The following is a 21,219-nucleotide window of genomic DNA, read 5'->3' as shown; positions in this document are numbered from 1 at the left end:
ATGGGGATATTTGATAAACTCAAAAAGAAGCGGGCTGTTTCCGAAATTTTACAGGAGGGGCTCAACGAAGAAAAAGAAGATATGATCCGGGGTGTGGTTGACCTCTCCGATACGGCAGTAAAAGAAGTCATGATTCCGCGGATCGATGTTGATTTTATTCCGATTGATATGGAAGCGGAAGAACTGTTAAAGCGGGTTGCCGAAAGCGGACATTCCCGGTTCCCTGTCTATGCGGAGTCGATCGACAATGTGGTCGGAGTACTGTATGTGAAGGATTTGATCAATTCATTCGCAAAAAAAGAGCCGGTCAATTTAGAAAAAATCATCAGAAAGCCGTTTTTTGTGCCTGAATCGAAGCGGATCGACGGACTGTTGCGGGAATTTAAGCGCCGCCATGTGCATATCGCCATTGCGGTAGACGAATACGGAGGAATTTCCGGAATCGTCTGTATGGAAGATATTATTGAAGAAATTGTCGGGGACATCCAAGATGAATTTGACAATGAAGGCGAAGATATTTCCTCCATCGGCGATGGGCTGTGGCTTTGCGATGCCCGTGTTGATATGGACGATCTGGCAGAATGTCTCCACACTGAGCTGCCCTCCGATGAATTTGAAACGCTGGGGGGATTTGTATTCGATTTATTCGGGAAAATCCCTGTGCGGTACGAAAAAGTACGGTGGAAAAACTTTGATTTTATCATTCAAGATATGGATGGGCACAAAATCAATACGGTAAAAATTGCATCGGTTAAGGACGAAGACCGGTAAACGCATGGGGATGTTTCAAAACGCGGTTACTGTTTGGACAGCCCCGATTGATAAAAGGGATGCTTATTATGCGTAAAAATATGTTTGTTATTGCTTTTCTTCTGTGTAGTTTGCTGCCGCTTGCAGCATCGCCGATTAAGCTTTTTGAAGCAGGAAAAGAGCTGCAATACCATGAAAACTGGTACGGCGCAGTTGAATTATATCAGCAGGCGCTCAAGGAAAACCCAGCCTACAATGCGGTGTATCAAGGATTAGCCGAATGTTTTTACGCATTGGGAGAATACGATCAAGCGATTGTCTATGCGGAGAAGGCTCGGCGCTATGCTCCGCAGGATGTCGATATAGAAAATCTCTATGCGTTTATTTTAATCGGTATCGGTAAACTGGAAGACGCGCAGAAAATCTTTTCCGGTATACTGAACCGTTATCCGAATAACCTTGATGCCCGCTTCGGTATGGCAGAAATAGAAGTAACGGGAGGACGGCTCACCAATGCCTCCGAACTGTATACGGCAGCGCTCCGCCGCCAAAGTGAAAACCGCAAGGCGCTCCTCTCTCTTGCCCTGCTGAGCCACGAAACAGGCAATACAAAGGCAGCGGAGAGCTATGTCAGCCGAGCCTTGCAATATCACGGAGATAATGCGCAAGTGCATTACTTTGCAGGCTACCTCGCAGCACTCGCGGGTAAGTTGAGCGAGGCTGAAGGACGGATCCGCGCCGCGCTGACCATCAACGAAGAGTATGATCAAGCCCGCGCCCTCCTGTGCTCGCTGCTGTACAGCTCCGGACGGTACCGGGAGGCAATCACCGTAGCGGATTTGCGGATTGCAAGCGACCGTAAGCGTGCCGATGCGTGGTACCTTAAAGCGCTGTGCTTGATGAAGCTAAAGGATAACACTCAAGCGTTTGAAGCGGCACAAACAGGACTGTCTGTTGACTCTGAAAATGAGCTGATGCGGACACTGCTTGAAGATATTGCAGTGCAGACATTCGATTTTGAAGATGCACAGCGGAAATCTCTTGCTAAAGCGCATCAAACCAAAGGCGATTCGTTTTTGAACCGCAATATGACCGATCAAGCGCTATACGAATACCGCCGAGCACTCAAGGTTTATCCTTATGATACAGATAGCCGGCAAGCATACTCGAATATTTTGATGCGGCAGGGCTTCTACGAACGTGCTATTCAGCAGCTGGAGTTTATTCAATCTATCGAAAAAAGCACCGCACGCATCAACGACACGGTAGAGGCATACAGTAAGATGCTTGACCATTCGGTACGGAACCGCTGGAAGATTGATCCGCTGTATTTGAACAAGGCGCACCTTTCCATAGGGCTTTTTTATCAGGTTAATGCCGCCAATGTGTTTCACCCTGAGGCGGAAAAACTGACCTCGGCACTCATCAACGATATTCTGTCCTACAACCGGCGCTTTGCCATTTCAGCCAATCTTGACACCCCCAGCTCATATATGGAGGCATTTCGAAAGGCGCGTACCGCAGGGAATGATTATTTCGGCATTGTCAGCCTTCGGGAAAATGAGCGGGATATCCAGATTACCCTTGATCTGTATGTCGGACGCACAGGATCAAAGGCTGAAACCTTAACGGTATACCGCTCCGGCAATGACCGCTTCAGCAATGCCGTCCGCCGGATTACCGATATGTTCGGGCAGGCAATGCCTGTTATCGGCAGCATTGCAGGACGGTCTCAAGCGGAAGCAGTGATCGACATAGGCTCAGGAGATTGCGACTTTACCGACTACACCATCGAAATTGTGAAAAATGGCACGGTAACCATTGCGAATGAAGGCATCGGTCTGTTATACAACGAAAAAGATGTGCTGGGAACCTTCACCATCGGACGCATTGCCGAGGACCTGACCGAAGGAACCCTCACACGCAAAGGCTATTACGACAAAATGACAAAAGGCGACCTCGCCGTCCTCATTTACAGTGATCCGCAGAAAATCGGCAATAAAACAGAAAAGACCGTTGACGGAGCCGACCGGCGCGGACAGCAAATGTCTCAACTGCTCTCTCTATTGCGGAGCATCCACTAGAGCCGGTTAGCGTAAATAGACAGGCTCCGGAATACACAAAACTAAACAAACGGTAGTTCATTGCAAATGTACTATGTTCGGTCTGTTTGATGACTGTGTTTTGAGACAGACTGGTGAGTTCTAAATCGCATTTCAAGATAACCTGCTCAGAAACATAAGTTTCCGAACAGGTTTTGCTGTGCCGCAAAAATTCCTCCTTATGTTTTAGCACTGGGGAGGAATCCTCTCGATTGTATTTCTATCATAGAGGACTGTAGCATGCATGGATATCATAACAGCTGGTAGACTGCAGCTTTGCATGTTTAAATTGTTTCGCCGCAGACTGTTGATTATCGAGCTTGAATTGAAAATTAGTGGAACTGTGTGATGTATAGAGAGCTTAAAGTTGCCTGTCATTCAGTACAACGCAGAGGATATAAAAAAGGACATCCGTATAAGATGTCCTTTTAGTAGCGGCAATAGGGCTTGAACCTATGACCTAACGGATATGAGCCGTTTGCTCTGCCAACTGAGCTATACCGCCATATAGAAACTGATAATATCTGAAATCGGCAGATTTGTCAATATCTTTTTTGAAAATCGCAGAGATTCCGCATGAGGTTCTTCATCGTTTTAATGCTGAACCGGTTATCGTCGGCTGTTTCTCACATCTTTAAAAAAACTGACGATAATGCAGATCATAATGATGCCGAGCGGAAAGGCTGCGATGACCGATAGGCTTTGCAGCTGATTCAGATTGCTGCCGGTAAGGATGAGCGCTGCCGGCAGTAAGATAAAAACAACCGACCAAAATGCCCGCAGGCTTTTTTTAGGCTCGCTGCTTTCAAGCTGCCGCTGCGAATAAGATGCGATAACCATCGTAATCGCGTCAAAAGTACTCGCATAAAGAGCGATCATTGTGATGATGAGCAGCACCAGTCCGACTTTTGCAAGCGGCAGCGTTTCCAAAATGCTTAAAATAATCTCGGCAGGAGCGATACCCTCTGCAAGCCGCTCGGCTGCCGGTAACAATCCATGCGTTTCCAAATAAAGCCCGTAGTTTCCCAGTACGATAAACGAACAATAGGTTCCCGCAATGCCGCACATAAGTCCGCCCAGTACGGTATTCCGTACCGTCCGCCCTTCCGAGATTGTGCCGATAAAAAACGGCGTTGCGACAAACCACGCAATCCAATAAGCCCAATAAAAAATCGTCCACTGCTGCGGGAATCCTGCGCCGTCTGCGCCCGAAATCCGTAGGGGATCCATCCACGTGGAAAGCGGGATAAAGTTTTGCAGCATTTTCCCGATTCCGGTTATACTCGTTTCGATAATATAGAGCTTGGGGCTGAGCAAAAATATAAACACAATGAGGCTGGAAAAACACACAACGGCAATTTTTGCCAGATGGGAAATGCCTTTTATTCCCAGCAGCACCGCCGAGGTATATACCGCCGCAATAATGCAGAGTACAACCAAGGTCAGCTCCCTTGATTCCGGTATTCCTGAAATGGTGGAAATCGCCAGCGACAGCAGCGGCGTTGCAAGCGAAAATGTCGTCGCGGTGCCCGCTAAAAGCCCCACAACCGAAAACACGTCGATAACAGTGCCGAGTACGCCGTCGATTTTATTACCGAAAAGAGGGCGGCATGCTTCGGACAGTTTTTGCTTTTTCCGCTGCCGTACATGGAGCATATAACCGAATGCCACAGCGCATACGATATGAAAACTCCACGGGGTAATGCCCCAGTGGAACAGCGGATATGCTGCCGCCCAGTCTTGTTTTTCGGCTGCTGTAAGTAGATGTTTTCCGAATGGAGAGGCAGTGTAGTAATATCCCCACTCGATAAGCGACCAGTATAAAATATCGGCTGCCATCGTAGAGGTAAAAATCATTGAACCCCATGCAAAATTGCTGTAACGCGGCTTATCAAGGGAGCTTAAGCGTATCGAACCGTATTTTGAAAAAGCAAGATAAAACGCGGTACACACTACTCCGAAACCGAGGAGTATATAGAAAAAGCCGAGCTGATTGACAAAAATATTCCATAATATATCAATCGTCTGCATTGATTGTTGCGGAAAGGTAAGCAGCAATGCCGCAATGCCGGTTACAATGCCGAGCGGCAAAAGCGTAATAACCCAGTCGATTTCTCCGGAACCGTGTCTGCTTGTATTATGATTCCGATTGTTCATCGTTTGACTCTTGCGTCCGTTCATCTGTAAACCCCGTCATCTGCATAATTTGTTTATAATAATCTTTTGCATACCGGTACATCTTCAATCCGTATTCGCCGAAACTTTCTCCCAGCGCTTGTTTATAGCATGTCCACAACGCCCATAAGAATCCTGCAAGCGCAACATAGATAAAGACGCGCAGCTTTTCTTCAGGTTCCGGATCACGGCGGAAGTAGCGGTGCATAAGATCATTGATTTGAGCTTCGGAAAAATAGGAGTAGATGGAAAACATTGCAAGATCAGCCAACGGATCGCACATGGCAGCGTATTCCCAGTCAATCAATTTAACATCACCGTCGCTGATAATAAAATTATCGCAGATTAAATCAATGTGGGTAAGCGCTTCCGGTTTTTCAAGCGTGTCAAGTAAATCCAGCAAGGCGTTCATTTTTTCCCGAACTTCGGCATAGTCGTAAAACAGAATACCGTGCTTTGCTTCCGCCTGCTGTTCATAAAAACCAATCCGCTCTCTAAAATTGAAATGGTGCCGTACCGTAATACCGGAAGTATGCAATTTGCGGGCTATCCACATACAGGCATCCAGATCATCGGGATTGTGCGGATCGACTACTCGCATATTTTCTTCAAACTGAGTAATTTTTACACCGGTTGTTTGATCAAAATAGACAATCTTATCAGATATACCGAGCGGCTCAATCGCTTTATACACTGCATATTCCTGTTTCCGGTTGATAAGAACTTCCGTACCGGTGCCCGGAATACGGAAAATGTATTTGTTGTTGTTCAGCTCAAAAATGAAGGATTTATTGGTCATTCCGAGCCGCAACGGACGTAAATTTCTAATCTGCATTTCAGGTTTCCCAAATACGCGGGAGATGAGTTCCATCCATTTATTTTGTGTGGAAATCATGTATGAGGTGTCGAATTGGCGCAGTTCTTCCAACGATTCAAATTCATACACCTGATTGGCGGGCTGTTTATTTGCGAACATCGTCAGCGTATTTAAATGACGGCTCAATACATCTTCCCAGTACCACTCGTCGGTGTCATCACGGTGATAGGCCTCTTCAATCATCGGGCGGATGGCATCAGAGAAAGCACGGGAAAAATAGACCGGTCCATACATCACCCATGCATTCCAGCCGCCCACCTTCACCTTCATTATTTTATCATGTAAACCGAGCTGCAGTACCCATTCCTTGGTTTTTTCATTTACTTTTACCGATGAATACCATGAATCGTACTCATGTGCGTGATACATATTTTTCCGCAGCCAGTTGTCACTGGATAAGATATAGGTGTTTTTCAGCTTGTCGCGGACGTGATACAGCGTTGAAAGATTGTTTTTCGTTTCAAAATCGGGATTATATACAAGTTTTACATTATATTTATCGATGAGGTATTCAAAGGTATCTTTCAGATAGCCGACGACAACGGTAATATCGGTAATACCGGCTTCTTGCAGCTGCTTGATCTGGCGTTCGATCATCCGCTCACCGAACACTTCCAGCAGCCCCTTAGGTGTTGCATACGTGAGCGGAATAAACCGCGAGCCGAAACCGGCAGCCATGATAATGGCATTGTCAACCTTACATGAATCGTATTCGGTATGGGCTTTAATTGTTAAAACTCTTTTGCCGATGGCGGGTAATCCGTTTGTTTTAAGAAAACCGTCCTGTTCCATAGAAAAAAGAATTTGATTGACATACGCGAGCGATATTTTTAATGTACTCGCAATATCCCGCTGCGTAATAGCCGGATTTTTTTTCATCAACTCGATAATCTGAAAGTATCGTCTTTTCATATTAGATAAAGTATATTTTGCTTTCTGTTCACTGTCAATGAGAAAATAATGAAAAAGTGAACAGAATTGTATATTATCTGTAGTATATTGCTGGCAAAGGCGTAATAATCATAAAACCTGTTCGATAACTGCATTGCCGAACAGACCGACGGGGTCTAAATCGCACAACGAGTAGGATTTAGAACATCGTATTTTAAGGTAATCCGTTCCAAAACGGAACTTCCCGCATGAGCTTTGTAGAAAAACTAAAGCTGTAAATTATTTTCTTGACAATCTGATAGAGGCATAGTAGAATTATTAATGTGCTGGTGCAGTTCAAAAGGTGCTGTTTGTGATATGTAAAAGCTGTTATATGCTGCAATTAAGTACATTTTGCTGTAAAATGGCTGCGTCAGCTGATTTAATGCAAGGAGGCACTGTAATGAAAATTATTTTCTACGGCGTGCGTGATGTAGAGATTCCCATCTTTGAAGCAGTGAACAAAAAGTTTGGGTATGACATGACCTTAATTCCTGAATATCTGACGGATGAAGCAACGGCGAGGAAGGCTGCCGGGCATGAGGTTGTTGTACTGCGCGGAAACTGCTTTGCGACAAAAGAACGGCTGGATATCTATAAGGAGCTGGGTGTAAAGTATGTAATGACCCGGACTGTTGGTGTCAACCATATCGATATACCGTATGCGAAAGAACTCGGCTTTAAAACAGCTTATGTTCCGTTCTATTCGCCGAATGCGATTGCGGAATTGGCATTGACGCTTGCTATGACACTGCTGCGGAATGTTACTTATACTGGGAATAAAACAAAAGATAAGAACTTTATCGTTGACAAGCAGATGTTCTCGCGGGAAATCCGGAATTGTACAGTCGGTGTTCTCGGCTTGGGAAGAATTGGTATGACTGCTGCTAAGCTGTTCAAAGGCTTGGGGGCGAATGTTATCGGTTTTGATATTTTCCCTAAAACAGGGGTGGAAGATATTGTAACTCAGATGCCGATGGATGAAGTGCTGGCAAAAGCCGATATTATCACACTGCATGCTCCTTACATTAAAGAAAACGGTAAGATTATTACAAAAGAGGCGATTGCAAAGATGAAGGATAATGTTATCCTCATTAATACTGGAAGAGGCGAGCTTGTTGATACTGATGCTCTTGTTGAAGCATTGGAAAGCGGCAAGATATACGGTGCCGGTATTGATACGCTGGATAATGAAGTTGCAATTTTCTTCAAAGATTTTAAGGGTGAAAAACTGCCGGTTCCTGCATTTGAAAAACTTGTCAACATGTATCCGAAAGTGATTCTTACGCCGCATGTCGGGTCTTATACCGATGAAGCTGCATTGAACATGATCGAAACTACATTTGATAATCTCAAAGAGTATCTTGATACGGGCGATTGCAAAAACAAAATTCAATAATTTGCAATTCGAGCGTTTGTGAAAGACCTGTTTTGACTTTTATAAGCGCTCATAAGTGCGCAATAGTAAATGCATCTTATGAGGAGGTAATGAAAGATGGCTACATTTACGTTTGATATGTATCTTACGTTGGGGTTGGCAATTATACTGTACCTGCTGGGAAGCGGTATTAAAGCCAAGGTTAATGTTTTGCAGAAATATTATATTCCTGCACCGGTTATCGGAGGAACGCTTTTTTCGATTATAATGTTGATAGGTCATAATATGGGGCTGTTTTCATTTACATTTGACGGAAACTTAAAGAATTTCTTCATGGTTGTGTTCTTTACCACGATCGGATTCTTGGCAAGTGTTTCCGCGTTGAAAAAAGGCGGCGTCGGTGTTATCCTGTTTTTAATTGCTGCAGTTGTTCTTGTTGTTATCCAAGACGGTGTCGGTGTTGCTTTGGCAAAGGCATTCGGGCTTAATCCCGGTATTGGTTTGGCGGCAGGTTCTATTCCGTTAACCGGCGGGCATGGAACTTCCGGCGCTTTCGGTCCTTATCTGGAAGAACGAGGAGTTTCGGGGGCAACGGTTGTTGCAATCGCTTCGGCAACCTACGGTTTGGTTGCAGGATGCGTTATCGGCGGTCCGATTGCAAAACGCTTAAAGGATAAGCATAACTTAGTATGTAAAGAAGGTGATGCACAGAAAGCTGCTCAAGAACAGGCAGGAAAGGATGAAACACTGGCACAGAATGCTGCAATGAGTGAGAAATCTTTCTTTAAAGCAGCTGCTATGATCGGTATTGCAATGGGTGTCGGTTCTATGATTACACCGCTTATTAAAAAAGCAGGCTTGTCTTTGCCGGCATACCTCATCCCGATGCTTATTGCTGCGATTATGCGTAATGTTGTTGATAAAACTGAGAACAAGACTCCTATTGATGAAATCGGTATTATCGGCAGTGTTTGTCTTTCTTTCTTCTTGGCTATCGCATTGATGTCGATGAAGTTATGGGAATTGGCAGATCTCGCAGTTCCGCTTGTTGTAATCTTGTTGGTACAAACCGTTGTCATGGGCTTGTTCGCATACTTTGTTACCTTCAATATCATGGGACGGGATTACGATGCGGCGGTTATCTCAACCGGTCACTGCGGTTTCGGTATGGGCGCTACTCCCAATGCTATCGCTAATATGGAAGCTTTTACCTCGGTAAACGGTTTCTCCACAAAAGCATTCTTAGCAGTTCCTCTCGTTGGATCTCTGTTTATCGACTTTATTAACGCGATCGTTATTCAGACATTTACGAGTATTTTTGTCGGATAATAGTCTGGAATAAGCGCTGATCGTTTTTAGAAGTGTTTTACTGCGGTAGTAGCGGTAGATATATGACGGTACTACTAGCAGTAAAACGCTTTTTATATTACAGTGGTATTCAAATACTACATTAAGGAGTAGCGATGATTACATCAGAGTATATTAGTATACTGCAAAGTTTCTTGTCGTCGGTGCTTGGCTTAGGTATTGTCTTCTTATCTTTGGTTTTTTTGGCAATCTTTGTTACCATTGTTTCCAAAGTCATATCGGTCTTAGAGAAGAATTTACCTGCTGCCGCTCCGGCGCCTGCTGCAGCTCCCGCTGCAGTAAGCCGAAAACCAGCCGCTGGTTCAGAAGCGGTAAAAATTGCTGTTATTGCAGCTGCTATTAGCGAAGAAAGGCGAGAGCCTGTAAATTCATTTGTAATAACAAATATTAAAAAGCTATAAATAGAGCAAAGGAGTAGTATAGTATGAACTATGTAGTCACTGTCAATGGTGAAAGATACGAGGTTGAAGTAGAACGGGTTGGAGGAGGTTCTTCCTCATTGTCCAGAAGACCGCCGGAACGGATGTCCCGTCCCATGCAAGCCGCTCCTGCTGCACAGCCTGCACCTGCTCCGCAGCCTGCAGCCCCGGCTCCTTCGGCTGCTCCTGCAGCATCAGGTTCTGCAGGTTCTGTTGTTAGCCCGATGCCCGGTACCGTGCTTGATGTAAGAGTTAAAGAAGGTGATGCAGTGTCCGTCGGTCAGGTGGTTGTCATTTTGGAAGCTATGAAAATGGAAACCGAAATCGTGTCCGAAGTTGCCGGTTCCGTCGCCGCTGTTCGGGTAAAGAAAGGAGATGCTGTCGATACTGATGCGGTATTGGTAGAAGTGAAGTAAGAGGTTCTGCATGGAATTTATTAAGGTCGTAGGAACGATGATGCAGCAATCGGGCTTTGCCGCACTGACATGGCAGCAGCTCGTGATGTTTGGTATCTCGTTCGTTTTAATTTATTTAGCCATCGTCAAGCAGTTTGAACCGTTGCTGCTTTTGCCGATTGCTTTCGGTATGTTTTTAACGAATTTGCCTTTAGCGGATTTGATGAAGGAAGCTGATCCTTGGTATTCTTCCGGCGTATTGCGGATTATCTATAACGGTATCAAGAGTAACTTGTTCCCCTGTCTGATATTCATGGGAATAGGCGCGATGACTGACTTTGGTCCGCTTATTGCGAACCCGATCAGCTTGCTGCTCGGTGCTGCCGCACAGTTCGGTATCTATATCACGTTTATGGCTGCGAGCGCTTTGCCTATTTTTACCGCAAAACAGGCTGCTGCAATTGCTATTATCGGCGGTGCTGATGGTCCTACCTCCATCTACATCGCAAATAACCTCGCGCCTGAACTGCTGGCTCCGATCGCTGTTGCTGCATATTCGTATATGGCGTTAATTCCGATGATTCAGCCGCCGATTATGAAGCTTTTGACTACTAAAAAAGAACGTGCTGTTAAGATGAAGCAGCTTCGGAAGGTGAGTAAAACGGAAAAGATCGTATTCCCGATCGGTACCGTACTATTTACCGCTCTCTTGCTGCCCTCCGTTGCTCCGCTCCTCGGTATGCTTATGCTTGGTAACATCTTTAGAGAATCCGGCGTAGTACAGCGCTTGTCTGATACTGCACAAAACGCACTGATTAACATTGTTACTATTATGCTTGGTGTTACAGTTGGTGCTACCGCAAACGGTGCGCTGTTCTTGCGGCTTCAGACGATCAGTATTATCTTTATGGGACTGTTCGCGTTCTGTATGTCCACGGTCGGCGGTGTTCTGCTTGGAAAGTTACTGTATCTAATCACCGGCGGAAAAATTAACCCCTTGATTGGATCGGCAGGAGTTTCGGCAGTACCGATGGCAGCGCGTGTTTCGCAGACTGTAGGGGCTTCTGAAAATCCGACAAATTTCCTACTGATGCATGCGATGGGCCCTAATGTTGCGGGTGTTATCGGATCGGCAGTAGCAGCCGGTTATTTTATGCTCATTTTTGGAAAATAATAATAAGGAGGGAACCCTACAGATGTTAGAGTTCCCTCTTTGTATAATGAAGCGGAAAACTCTACAACTTTTTTGAAGTTTTTGTTTGTGCTTTATTGTGTGATAAAACGATTGTAAAATTACCTCTATTAGAGAGTACATATAGTTGGAAGGAGATTTATTATGAGTAAGGTTATGTCATTGCATGATGCAATCAAAACGTATGTAAAATCCGGTGATAGCCTTTGTTTCGGCGGTTTTACAACGAACCGGAAGCCATACGCGGCTGTAAACGAAATTTTGCGTCAGGGTTTAGGCGATTTTATCGGATATTCCGGTCCTGCCGGCGGTGATTGGGATATGCTGATTGGTGAGGGACGGGTAAAAGCCTTTATCAACTGCTATATTGCAAACTCAGGCTATACGAATGTTGCCCGCCGTTTCCGCAATGAGATTGAAAAAAACAAGCAGATGCTGTTAGAAGACTATTCTCAGGATGTTCTGATGCTGATGCTGCATGCCTCTTCACTCGGTCTTCCATACTTACCTGTTAGGCTGATGCAGGGTTCCGACCTTGTGAATAAATGGGGAATCAGCAAGGAAGAACGGGCAAAAGATCCTCGGCTTCCCAACGATAAGCTGGTTGAGGTTGAAAACCCCTTTAACCCGGGCGAAAAAGTTATTGCTGTGCCGGTTCCGCGCTTAGATACTGCAATTATCCACGTACAGAAAGCATCTGTCGAGGGAACATGTTCTATCGAAGGTGATGAATTCCATGATATTGATATTGCGATTGCAGCAAAGAAATGTATCGTAACTTGTGAAGAATTGGTAACAGAAGAAGAAATCAGAAAAGATCCCAGCAAAAACTCAATTCCGCAGTTCTGTGTTGATGCTGTTGTACATACACCCTACGGTTCTCATCCTGCTCAGTGTTATAATTACTACGACTATGATGCAGACTTCTTTAAGATGTATGATAGCGTAACCAAAACCGAAGAAGATTTCAAAGCCTTCTTGCAGGAGTGGGTATACGGCGTAAAAGATCATACCGAATATATTGATAAATTAGGTGCAAGCAGATTGGCAAACCTGAAGGTTGTTCAGGGATTCGGCTATGCAGCAAAGCTTGTTAAGGAGGAAAAATAAGATGGCAAATTACAAGAATTATACCAATAAAGAAATGCAGGCTATTACAATAGCAAAAACCATCAAAGACGGTCAGATTGTTATTGTAGGAACAGGTCTTCCTTTAATCGGAGCTTCTTTGGCAAAGCGGATTTTTGCACCGAATTGTAAGTTAATTGTAGAAAGCGGATTGATGGACTGTGCTCCGATTGAAGTACCGCGCAGTGTTGGAGATAACCGGCTTATGGCTCACTGCGGTGTGCAATGGCCGAATGTCCGCTTTATCGGTTTTGAAGCAAACGAATGGCTGAATAATAACGAGCGTATGATTGCCTTTATCGGCGGCGCTCAGATCGATCCTTATGGAAACGTGAACTCAACCTGTATCGGTGACTATCACAATCCTAAGACTCGCTTTACCGGTTCGGGCGGAGCAAACGGTATTGCAACCTATTCTAACACCGTCATTATGATGCAGCATGAAAAGCGCCGCTTTATTGACAAGATTGACTATATCACCAGCGCCGGATGGGGAGACGGCCCTGGCGGACGTGAAAAACTTGGGCTTCCCGGAAACAGAGGTCCGATTGCTGTTGTTACTGACCGCGGTATTCTCAAATTTGACGATAAAACCAAGCGGATGTATCTTGCCGGATATTACCCGACTTCTTCCCCGGAAGACGTGCTGGAAAATACCGGTTTTGATCTCGATGTGTCAAAGGCTGTATTGCTGGATGCTCCGAGTGAAGATGTCATCAAGATGATCCGCGAAGAGATCGATCCCGGTCAGGCATTTATCAAGGTTCCTGTTGAGGAATAAGTAGTTTGTCTGCTCAAAAATATAACGTATTTTTGGGCAGCTGATGGGTATTCCGTCAGCGGGTATACATGGAGAAACAAGAGTATCAAAAAAGGTATCGGTTTTTGTGCTGTTTTTGTTTCTATTGAGCTTTTTCGTAAAATGAGAAGAGCATTTCCTATAGAATTATACTTATGGGAGGTGCCGTAACCGGAGGATGAAAAATGGGCGATTATTCAATGCCGAACTATTTCCAAAATATGGAACAAGTTGGAAAAGCGTTGGCACATATCGATGAAGAAAACGAAAAACAAATAAAAGATATAGAAGATGAAATCGGTCGGCTTGTAGATGAGATTCACGACGCGGGAACCCCTGATGAAACGGTCAATGCAAAAGGGCAAATGACGGCATTGCAGCGGATTGCAGACCTTATTGACGAAGGTACATGGTGTCCGTTGAACAGCCTCTACAACCCGCAAGACTTTGAAACCGCAACCGGTATCGTGAAGGGATTAGGACGAATTAACGGCAAATGGGCTGTGATTGTTGCGTCCGACAATAAAAAAATCGTCGGTGCATGGGTACCTGGACAGGCTGATAACCTCATTCGGGCATCCGATACTGCAAAGTGTCTGCGTATTCCGCTGGTCTATGTGCTAAACTGCAGTGGTGTTAAGCTTGATGAGCAGGAAAAAGTTTATGCTAATCGGCGCGGCGGCGGTACGCCCTTCTATCGGAATGCGGAACTGCAGCAGCTCGGTGTGCCTGTTATTGTCGGTATTTATGGAACAAACCCGGCAGGCGGCGGTTATCACAGTATCAGTCCTACCATCCTTATTGCGCATGAAAAAGCAAATATGGCAGTCGGTGGTGCCGGTATTGTCGGCGGTATGAATCCTAAGGGATTTATCGATCAAGAGGGCGCTGAGCAAATTATAGAAGCCAGCAAAAAATCGAAGGGCGTTGATGTTCCCGGCACTGTATCTATCCACTACAATGAGACCGGTTTCTTCCGCGAAGTATACAGTGACGAAATCGGTGTATTGGATGGTATTAAAAAATACATGGATTGTCTGCCTGCTTATGATTTGGAATTTTTCCGCGTAGACGAACCGGCGGAACCGGCGCTTGATCCGAATGACCTCTATTCAATTTTACCGATGAACCAGAAGAAGATATACAATATTTACGATATCATCGGCCGCTTGGTAGATAATAGCGAGTTCAGTGAATACAAAAAAGGCTATGGACCGGAAATTGTAACCGGTATCGCCAAAGTCGATGGTCTTTTGGTTGGTATCGTTGCAAACTTCCAAGGTTTACTGCTTAAGTATCCTGAATACAAAGAGGGGGCAGTCGGTATCGGCGGTAAGCTCTATCGACAGGGACTGATGAAGATGAACGAGTTCGTAACGCTGTGTTCGCGTGATAAACTCCCGATTGTATGGCTGCAGGATACCACCGGTATTGATGTCGGTAATGATGCGGAAAAAGCTGAGCTGCTCGGCTTGGGACAGTCGCTCATCTATTCGATTCAAAACTCGAATATCCCGCAGATGGAAGTAACCTTGCGGAAAGGTACCGCTGCTGCTCACTATGTCTTGGGCGGACCTCAGGGCAATGACACAAATGCGTTCTCGCTTGGTACTGCTGCAACGGAAATCAACGTAATGAACGGTGAAACTGCTGCAACTGCTATGTACTCACGCCGTTTGGTTAAGGACAAAGATGCCGGAAAGGATTTAACGCCCACCATCGAAAAAATGAATAAACTGATCGATGAATATAAGGAAAAATCCGTTCCGCAGTATTGTGCAAAAACCGGTATGGTTGATGAAATCGTTAATCTCTATGATTTACGGGCATATATGATTGCCTTTGCAAATTCGGTATATCAGAATCCGAAAGCGATCTGTGCTTTCCATCAAATGCTTTTACCGCGTGCAATCAGAGAGTACAATACATTTGTTAAAAAATAAAACGATAAAAGCGGCACCGATAAACTGTTTTGAACGGTAAAATCGATACCGCTTCGTTTGAGAGCTGCTCAAAACGATAAAGCCATCTAGCTGTCGAAAGTATTTTGGGCAGTTCTTATATCCGTGCATAGCACACGCATTATAGAGATGAGATCTATTCGATAACTGCGTTTTCGAATAGGTCGGCGAGTTCTAAATCGTATAAATAGCACGATGCGTGAACGTCGCATTTCAAGATAGCCTGTTCAGAAAGGTCAGTTTCCGAATGGTTTTGTGGTACGGGGTGCGTGCATTATCTGGAGTTATCCTTTATGGAAAGAATTGTCTTAAAATTAGGAATGTTTGAAACACTCATGGTTGCTGTTCTTGCAATCTATGTCGGAGAGTTCTTACGCAATAAGATTCCGGTTCTTAAAAAATACTGTTTACCGGGTGCTGTCGTAGGCGGAACACTGTTCGCTCTTCTTTCGTTGTTGCTCTATTCTCTCAATATTTTTGAGCTCAATTTTGATTATAAAACAGTGAATCAGCTCTTCTATTGCTTGTTTTTTGCAGCGAGCGGGGCAGCTGCCAGTTTGGCTCTCCTGAAAAAAGGCGGTAAGTTGGTTATCATCTTTACTGTGTTAGCAGCCTTACTCGCAGCCTTGCAGAATGCTGCAGCTATTTCCGTCGGCAATCTTTTCAATATTAGTCCGCTTATTTCAATGATGACCGGCAGTATTCCGATGACGGGCGGTCATGGAAATGCAGCTTCGTTTGCACCTATTGCGGTAGAGGCAGGAGCAACTGCGGCTATGGAAGTTGCCATTGCAGCAGCAACCTTCGGTCTTATTTCCGGCTGTATTTTGGGCGGTCCCTTCGGTAACTTTATGGTAAAACGCTTTCACCTCGAAGATCCTAATCTGGACGGAAAAATGGAAGCTGCTGAGCTGAAAGCTGAAGGTTCCGGCGGAACTGCCGGGGTTCTTGTTGACAAGCATAATGTTTTGCAGGCTGTGTTTCTGCTGTGTATTGCGTGCGGAGTAGGGCAGGTTTTGTTTTTGAGTCTCAAAGCTGTCAAAATCAATTTCCCCATTCACGTGTGCTGTATGTTCGGAGGAATTGCTACGCGCCTGATTTTGGATCTCACATCCAAGCAGAATCCTGCAAAGCATGAGGTTCTGTATGAAGCGATCGATATTGTCGGCGAATTTTCGTTGGCACTGTTTGTTTCAATGTCGATTATTTCGATGAAGCTGTGGCAGCTCGCCGGCTTAGGTTTTGCTCTCGTTGTGTTGCTGTTAGTGCAGCTTGTATTAATCATTGTATTCTGCTACTTCCTTACATTCAATCTTTTGGGACGGAACTATGATGCAGCGGTGATGGCTGTGGGACATGTCGGTTTCGGGCTTGGAGCTGTACCGGTTTCAATGACAACAATGCAGACTGTATGCCGCAAGTACCGCTATTCAAAACTGGCATTCTTTGTAGTGCCGGTTATTGGAGGCTTTATCAGCAATATTACCAACGCCATTATCATCACAAAGTTTTTGGATTTGGCAAAGCACATGCTGGGACTCTAATGGAAGGCTTTAAAACTGAAGTTTTAGAGATGTCCTGAATGTAGTCAGCGTTTTGTATATCGTTATCAATGAGAGAGGTCTTGAATCGTTATGAGTAAATTTACTATGGGAGTGGATGTCGGGTCTACCGCTTCCAAGTGTGTTATCATTAAGGATGGAGAGGAAATTGTTGCAACATCGGTTGTACCGGTAGGAACAGGAACCAGCGGGCCTGCCCGGGTTATGAAAGGTGCCTTAGAACAAGTTGGCTTGACTTCTATTGATGAGCTCGATGGCGCTGTGGCAACCGGCTACGGGCGTAATTCGTTAAAGGAAGTGCCTGAACAGATGTCGGAGCTTTCTTGCCATGCAAAGGGAGCCTATTTCCTTTTTCCACGGGTACGTACTATTATTGATATAGGCGGGCAAGACTCAAAGGCTTTAAAGCTGAGCGATAACGGTATGCTTGAAAACTTCGTTATGAACGATAAATGTGCTGCAGGTACGGGGCGTTTTCTTGATGTTATTGCTAAGGTTTTAGAAATAGGTCTTGAAGACCTCGAAAAATTGGATGAACAGTCCACTAAAGAGCTGACAATCAGCTCAACCTGTACTGTCTTTGCTGAATCGGAGGTTATTTCTCAGTTGGCAAGCGGTGCAAAAATTCCCGATATTGTGAAGGGAATTCATACTGCAATAGCGAGCCGTGTCGGCAGTTTGGCTAAGCGGGTCGGTATTCAAGATGATGTAATAATGACCGGAGGAGTTGCTTTGAATAAAGGCATGGTTCGGGCATTGGAAAGAAATATAGGGTTTAAAATTCACACGAGTGAATATTGCCAGTTAAATGGCGCGATTGGAGCCGCTCTGTTTGCATATCAAAAATGCGTGCAGGCGGAAAAATAGTCAAGACGGGTACCGGTTAATGCAAGACCGCTACTTGCTGGATAAAAAGTTAAAAATCGATCCGGTTTTTAGCGATAGCCTAATGACATAGGAGGAAACAAATGGCTCAAAAAATGGAAAAGTTACCCAACAAAACGCCTCGGCCGATTGAAGGGCATAAGCCTGCTGCTGCTGTTTTACGCGATGTAGTAGATAAGGTCTATGCGAATGCGTGGGAAGCAAAGCGGCGCGGTGAATTGGTCGGATGGAGTTCTTCCAAATTTCCAATTGAATTAGCGAAAGCTTTTGATCTTAATGTTGTATATCCTGAAAATCATGCGGCATCAACAGCTGCAAAAAAAGACGGTTTACGGCTGTGCCAAGCGGCAGAAGATATGGGATATGATAATGATATTTGCGGCTATGCACGCATTAGTATTGCATATGCTGCCGGGGAGCCGACCGATTCACGCAGAATGCCGCAGCCGGACTTTTTGCTGTGCTGTAATAATATCTGCAATATGATGACAAAATGGTACGAAAATATTGCGCGTATTCATAATATTCCGCTTATTATGGTGGATATTCCGTTCTCCAACACGGTTGATGTACCGGAGGAAAAAGTCGACTACCTTATTGGACAGTTTGACTATGCTATCAAGCAACTGGAAGAATTAACCGGAAAGAAATTTGACGAGAAAAAATTTGAAGATGCTTGTGCGCGTGCAAACAGAACCGCTGCCGCTTGGCTGAAGTCCTGTTCCTTTATGTCGTATAAGCCCTCCCCCTTAAGCGGTTTTGACCTCTTTAACCACATGGCAGATATTGTTGCTGCCCGCTGTGAGGAAGATGCTGCTGTCGGCTTTGAATTATTGGCACAGGAATTTGAACAGTCGGTGAAAGAAAATACCTCTACATGGGAATATCCCGAAGAGCATCGTATCTTATTTGAAGGTATTCCATGCTGGCCGGCGCTCCGTCCCTTATTTGATCCCCTCAAAGACAGTGGTGTGAACGTTACAGCTGTTGTCTATGCTCCGGCATTCGGCTTCCGCTATTCAAATACTCGTGAAATGGCTGCTGCATACTGCAAAGCTCCGTGTTCTGTTTGTATTGAAACCGGTGTTGAATGGCGCGAAACTATGGCAAAAGAAAACGGTATTAGCGGCGCTTTGGTCAATTACAACCGCAGCTGTAAGCCGTGGAGCGGTGCTATGCCCGAAATTGAGCGGCGCTGGAAAGAAGACCTCGGTATTCCAGTTGTTCACTTCGACGGTGATCAGGCTGACGAGCGGAACTTCTCTACCGAACAGTACAAGACGAGGGTTCAGGGCTTGGTAGAAATTATGGATGAGCGCAAGCAGGAAAAGCAGGCAAAAGGCGAAGACATCTATACCAACTTTAAAAATACGAAAGAAACCGACTGGTCAAAACCGACGTTGGAGTAGGGGAGGCATACTATGGAAACGATTCAAGAATTATTAGGACAGTTTAAATATCTTGCAAACAATCCGCGGAAACAGCTGGATAAATACCTTGCTGCAGGGAAAAAAGCTGTGGGTATATTCCCGTACTATGCTCCGGAAGAAATTGTCTACGCCGCAGGTATGGTTCCCTTCGGTGTCTGGGGCGGACAGGGACCTATTGAACGGGCAAAGGAATACTTCCCGACTTTCTATTATTCGTTGGCGCTTCGCTGTTTGGAAATGGCATTGGACGGTACCCTCGATGGGTTGTCTGCGTCAATGGTGACTACGCTGGATGATACGCTGCGTCCGTTTTCTCAGAACTACAAGGTAAGCGCCGGACGGAAAATTCCGATGATCTTCCTCAATCACGGGCAGCACCGCAAGGAAGACTTCGGTAAGAAGTATAACGCACGTATTTTCACCAAGGCAAAAGAAGAGCTGGAGAAAATTTGCAGCGTTACCGTAACCGATGAGAACTTAAAAAAGGCATTCCAGGTATATAACGAAAACCGAAACGAAAAACGCCGGTTTATCAAGCTTGCTGCTGCTCATCCGCAGAGCATTAAAGCGTCAGACCGCTGCTATGTGCTGAAAAGCTCCTACTTTATGCTGAAAGATGAACACACGGAACTGCTCAAAAAGCTGAATGCACTCTTGGAAGCGCTTCCTGAAGAAAAATGGGACGGTGTCCGGGTGGTTACCAGCGGTGTTATTACCGATAACCCCGGCTTACTGGATATTTTGGATTCCTACAAAGTATGTGTTGTTGCCGATGATGTCGCTCATGAATCCCGCGCATTGAAGGTTGATATCGATCTTTCTATCGGCGATCCGATGTTGGCTCTTGCCGATCAATTTGCTCGTATGGATGAAGACCCGCTGCTCTATGATCCGGATTTGACCAAGCGTCCTGAGTATGTTGTTAAACTTGCAAAGGATAATAAGGCTGACGGATGTCTGCTCTTTATGCTCAACTTTGATGATACGGAGGAGATGGAATATCCGTCGTTGAAGCAGGCATTCAGCGCAGCAAAGATCCCGTTGATCAAAGTCGGCTATGATCAGCAAATGTCTGATTTTGGACAAGTAAAAACACAGCTTGAAACATTCAATGAGATTGTACAGCTTAATCGGATGTAAGGGGGAGTACTATGAGTGAAAATGTATGGGAAAATGATGATTTTATTTTTAAGGGTGCTGAATTAAAGGGGATGACACCTAAGGGCAAGGATAAGGTCAAAACTCAGGGACTGACAGATATGATTATTCCTGCAACGGCACCTGATGGAACTCCTATTACGCGGATTGGTGACAATGCCTTTTACCGCAGGGGCTTAACCTCAGTTGTTATTCCGGATACGGTAGAGAGCATCGGCTATGATGCATTCGGCGTTTGCAAATTGACCTCGGTAAAACTTCCAAGTGCGTTGAAAGATATTGAAGGCTTTGCTTTCTATCGGAATGGGCTGAAAGAAGTAACCTTCGGCGGAAAGGAAACAATGATTGAGCCGAGCGCCTTTGCATTAAATGCTTTGACGGAACTCAACCTTCCCGAAACCCTTGAGCTGATTGATACTTCATCCTTTTACAAGAATGAGCTGACATCAGTTAAGATTCCTGCATCGGTGAAGAAAATCAATATGTATGCATTTTTGAAGAACAATATCAAAGAGGTAGAAATTCCTGCTTCTGTTGAGTTCTTGCATGTGCATGCGTTTGAAGAGAACACCAAAGTAATTAAAAAATAACAAAGACAGGGGATGGCAAAACCTATCAAGTATTGTGTCATCCCCACTTCTTTGATCATTTTCACTATAAATTGCAAGAGGTATTGCCCCAAAAAGGAATTTTTATGATATCTTCTGATA

17 protein-coding genes and 1 tRNA gene are annotated in these 21,219 nt (G+C 44.9%); 15 read left to right on the top strand and 3 right to left on the bottom strand.

Going from position 1 to position 21,219, the window contains the following annotated elements; translation table 11 throughout:
* Complete coding sequence (locus ACTTJ8_RS06170) at positions 1 to 771, top strand: hemolysin family protein (RefSeq protein WP_442720634.1); 771 nt, start codon at positions 1 to 3, stop codon at positions 769 to 771.
* A gap of 68 nt (positions 772 to 839) precedes the next feature.
* The gene (locus ACTTJ8_RS06165; protein ID WP_442720633.1) at positions 840 to 2,834 is read left to right on the top strand and encodes a tetratricopeptide repeat protein; all 1,995 of its coding nucleotides are present in this window, start codon (positions 840 to 842) and stop codon (positions 2,832 to 2,834) included.
* Between the two features lie 450 nt (positions 2,835 to 3,284).
* Here ACTTJ8_RS06165 and ACTTJ8_RS06160 read toward each other — a convergent pair.
* From ACTTJ8_RS06160 to ACTTJ8_RS06150, 3 genes are all read right to left on the bottom strand, one after another.
* Positions 3,285 to 3,357 (bottom strand) — tRNA-Met (locus ACTTJ8_RS06160).
* A 104-nt stretch (positions 3,358 to 3,461) separates the two neighbouring features.
* Complete coding sequence (locus ACTTJ8_RS06155; RefSeq protein WP_442720632.1) at positions 3,462 to 5,009, bottom strand: BCCT family transporter; 1,548 nt, start codon at positions 5,007 to 5,009, stop codon at positions 3,462 to 3,464.
* Entirely contained in the window at positions 4,990 to 6,816 is a 1,827-nt protein-coding gene (locus tag ACTTJ8_RS06150; RefSeq protein WP_442720631.1) for a phosphotransferase, read from the bottom strand. The genes ACTTJ8_RS06155 and ACTTJ8_RS06150 overlap by 20 nt, the downstream gene beginning before the upstream one ends.
* A 421-nt stretch (positions 6,817 to 7,237) precedes the next feature.
* Between ACTTJ8_RS06150 and ACTTJ8_RS06145 the strand changes: the two genes are divergently transcribed.
* From ACTTJ8_RS06145 to ACTTJ8_RS06085, 13 genes are all read left to right on the top strand, one after another.
* Positions 7,238 to 8,233, top strand: a complete 996-nt coding sequence (locus ACTTJ8_RS06145) for a 2-hydroxyacid dehydrogenase (protein ID WP_442715833.1) — start codon at positions 7,238 to 7,240, stop codon at positions 8,231 to 8,233.
* Positions 8,234 to 8,329: 96 nt separating this feature from the next.
* The gene (gene gltS, locus ACTTJ8_RS06140; protein WP_442720630.1) at positions 8,330 to 9,541 is read left to right on the top strand and encodes a sodium/glutamate symporter; all 1,212 of its coding nucleotides are present in this window, start codon (positions 8,330 to 8,332) and stop codon (positions 9,539 to 9,541) included.
* 134 nt (positions 9,542 to 9,675) lie between these two features.
* Positions 9,676 to 9,981, top strand: a complete 306-nt coding sequence (locus ACTTJ8_RS06135; protein ID WP_442715835.1) for an OadG family protein — start codon at positions 9,676 to 9,678, stop codon at positions 9,979 to 9,981.
* A 23-nt stretch (positions 9,982 to 10,004) separates the two neighbouring features.
* On the top strand, positions 10,005 to 10,415 hold the full coding sequence (locus ACTTJ8_RS06130; protein WP_442715836.1) for a biotin/lipoyl-containing protein: 411 nt from the start codon (positions 10,005 to 10,007) through the stop codon (positions 10,413 to 10,415).
* Positions 10,416 to 10,425: 10 nt separating this feature from the next.
* Positions 10,426 to 11,568: a sodium ion-translocating decarboxylase subunit beta gene (locus ACTTJ8_RS06125; protein WP_442715837.1), complete on the top strand. Its 1,143-nt coding sequence runs from the start codon at positions 10,426 to 10,428 to the stop codon at positions 11,566 to 11,568.
* Between the two features lie 162 nt (positions 11,569 to 11,730).
* The gene (gene gctA / locus ACTTJ8_RS06120) at positions 11,731 to 12,696 is read left to right on the top strand and encodes a glutaconate CoA-transferase subunit A (RefSeq protein ID WP_442715838.1); all 966 of its coding nucleotides are present in this window, start codon (positions 11,731 to 11,733) and stop codon (positions 12,694 to 12,696) included.
* 1 nt (position 12,697) lies between these two features.
* A complete protein-coding gene (gctB, locus tag ACTTJ8_RS06115; RefSeq protein WP_442715839.1) occupies positions 12,698 to 13,495 on the top strand; it encodes a glutaconate CoA-transferase subunit B in 798 nt (265 codons plus the stop codon).
* 203 nt (positions 13,496 to 13,698) lie between these two features.
* On the top strand, positions 13,699 to 15,456 hold the full coding sequence (locus ACTTJ8_RS06110; RefSeq protein ID WP_442718594.1) for an acyl-CoA carboxylase subunit beta: 1,758 nt from the start codon (positions 13,699 to 13,701) through the stop codon (positions 15,454 to 15,456).
* Positions 15,457 to 15,767: 311 nt separating this feature from the next.
* Positions 15,768 to 17,018, top strand: a complete 1,251-nt coding sequence (locus ACTTJ8_RS06105; protein ID WP_442720629.1) for a sodium/glutamate symporter — start codon at positions 15,768 to 15,770, stop codon at positions 17,016 to 17,018.
* A gap of 90 nt (positions 17,019 to 17,108) precedes the next feature.
* A complete protein-coding gene (locus tag ACTTJ8_RS06100) occupies positions 17,109 to 17,903 on the top strand; it encodes an acyl-CoA dehydratase activase (RefSeq protein WP_442718592.1) in 795 nt (264 codons plus the stop codon).
* 101 nt (positions 17,904 to 18,004) lie between these two features.
* Complete coding sequence (locus ACTTJ8_RS06095; RefSeq protein WP_442715843.1) at positions 18,005 to 19,330, top strand: 2-hydroxyacyl-CoA dehydratase subunit D; 1,326 nt, start codon at positions 18,005 to 18,007, stop codon at positions 19,328 to 19,330.
* 12 nt (positions 19,331 to 19,342) lie between these two features.
* Positions 19,343 to 20,491 (top strand): 2-hydroxyacyl-CoA dehydratase subunit D, encoded by a 1,149-nt coding sequence (locus ACTTJ8_RS06090; RefSeq protein ID WP_442715844.1) that lies wholly within the window; start codon positions 19,343 to 19,345, stop codon positions 20,489 to 20,491.
* An 11-nt stretch (positions 20,492 to 20,502) separates the two neighbouring features.
* A complete protein-coding gene (locus ACTTJ8_RS06085; RefSeq protein ID WP_442715845.1) occupies positions 20,503 to 21,099 on the top strand; it encodes a leucine-rich repeat domain-containing protein in 597 nt (198 codons plus the stop codon).
* The last annotated feature ends 120 nt before the right edge of the window (positions 21,100 to 21,219 follow it).

The organism is Treponema sp. (genome assembly GCF_052169735.1).
Taxonomy (GTDB): Bacteria; Spirochaetota; Spirochaetia; order Treponematales; family Treponemataceae; genus Treponema.
Note: the sequence above shows the minus strand (reverse complement) of the source record. Positions and strands in the feature narration are given on the sequence as shown.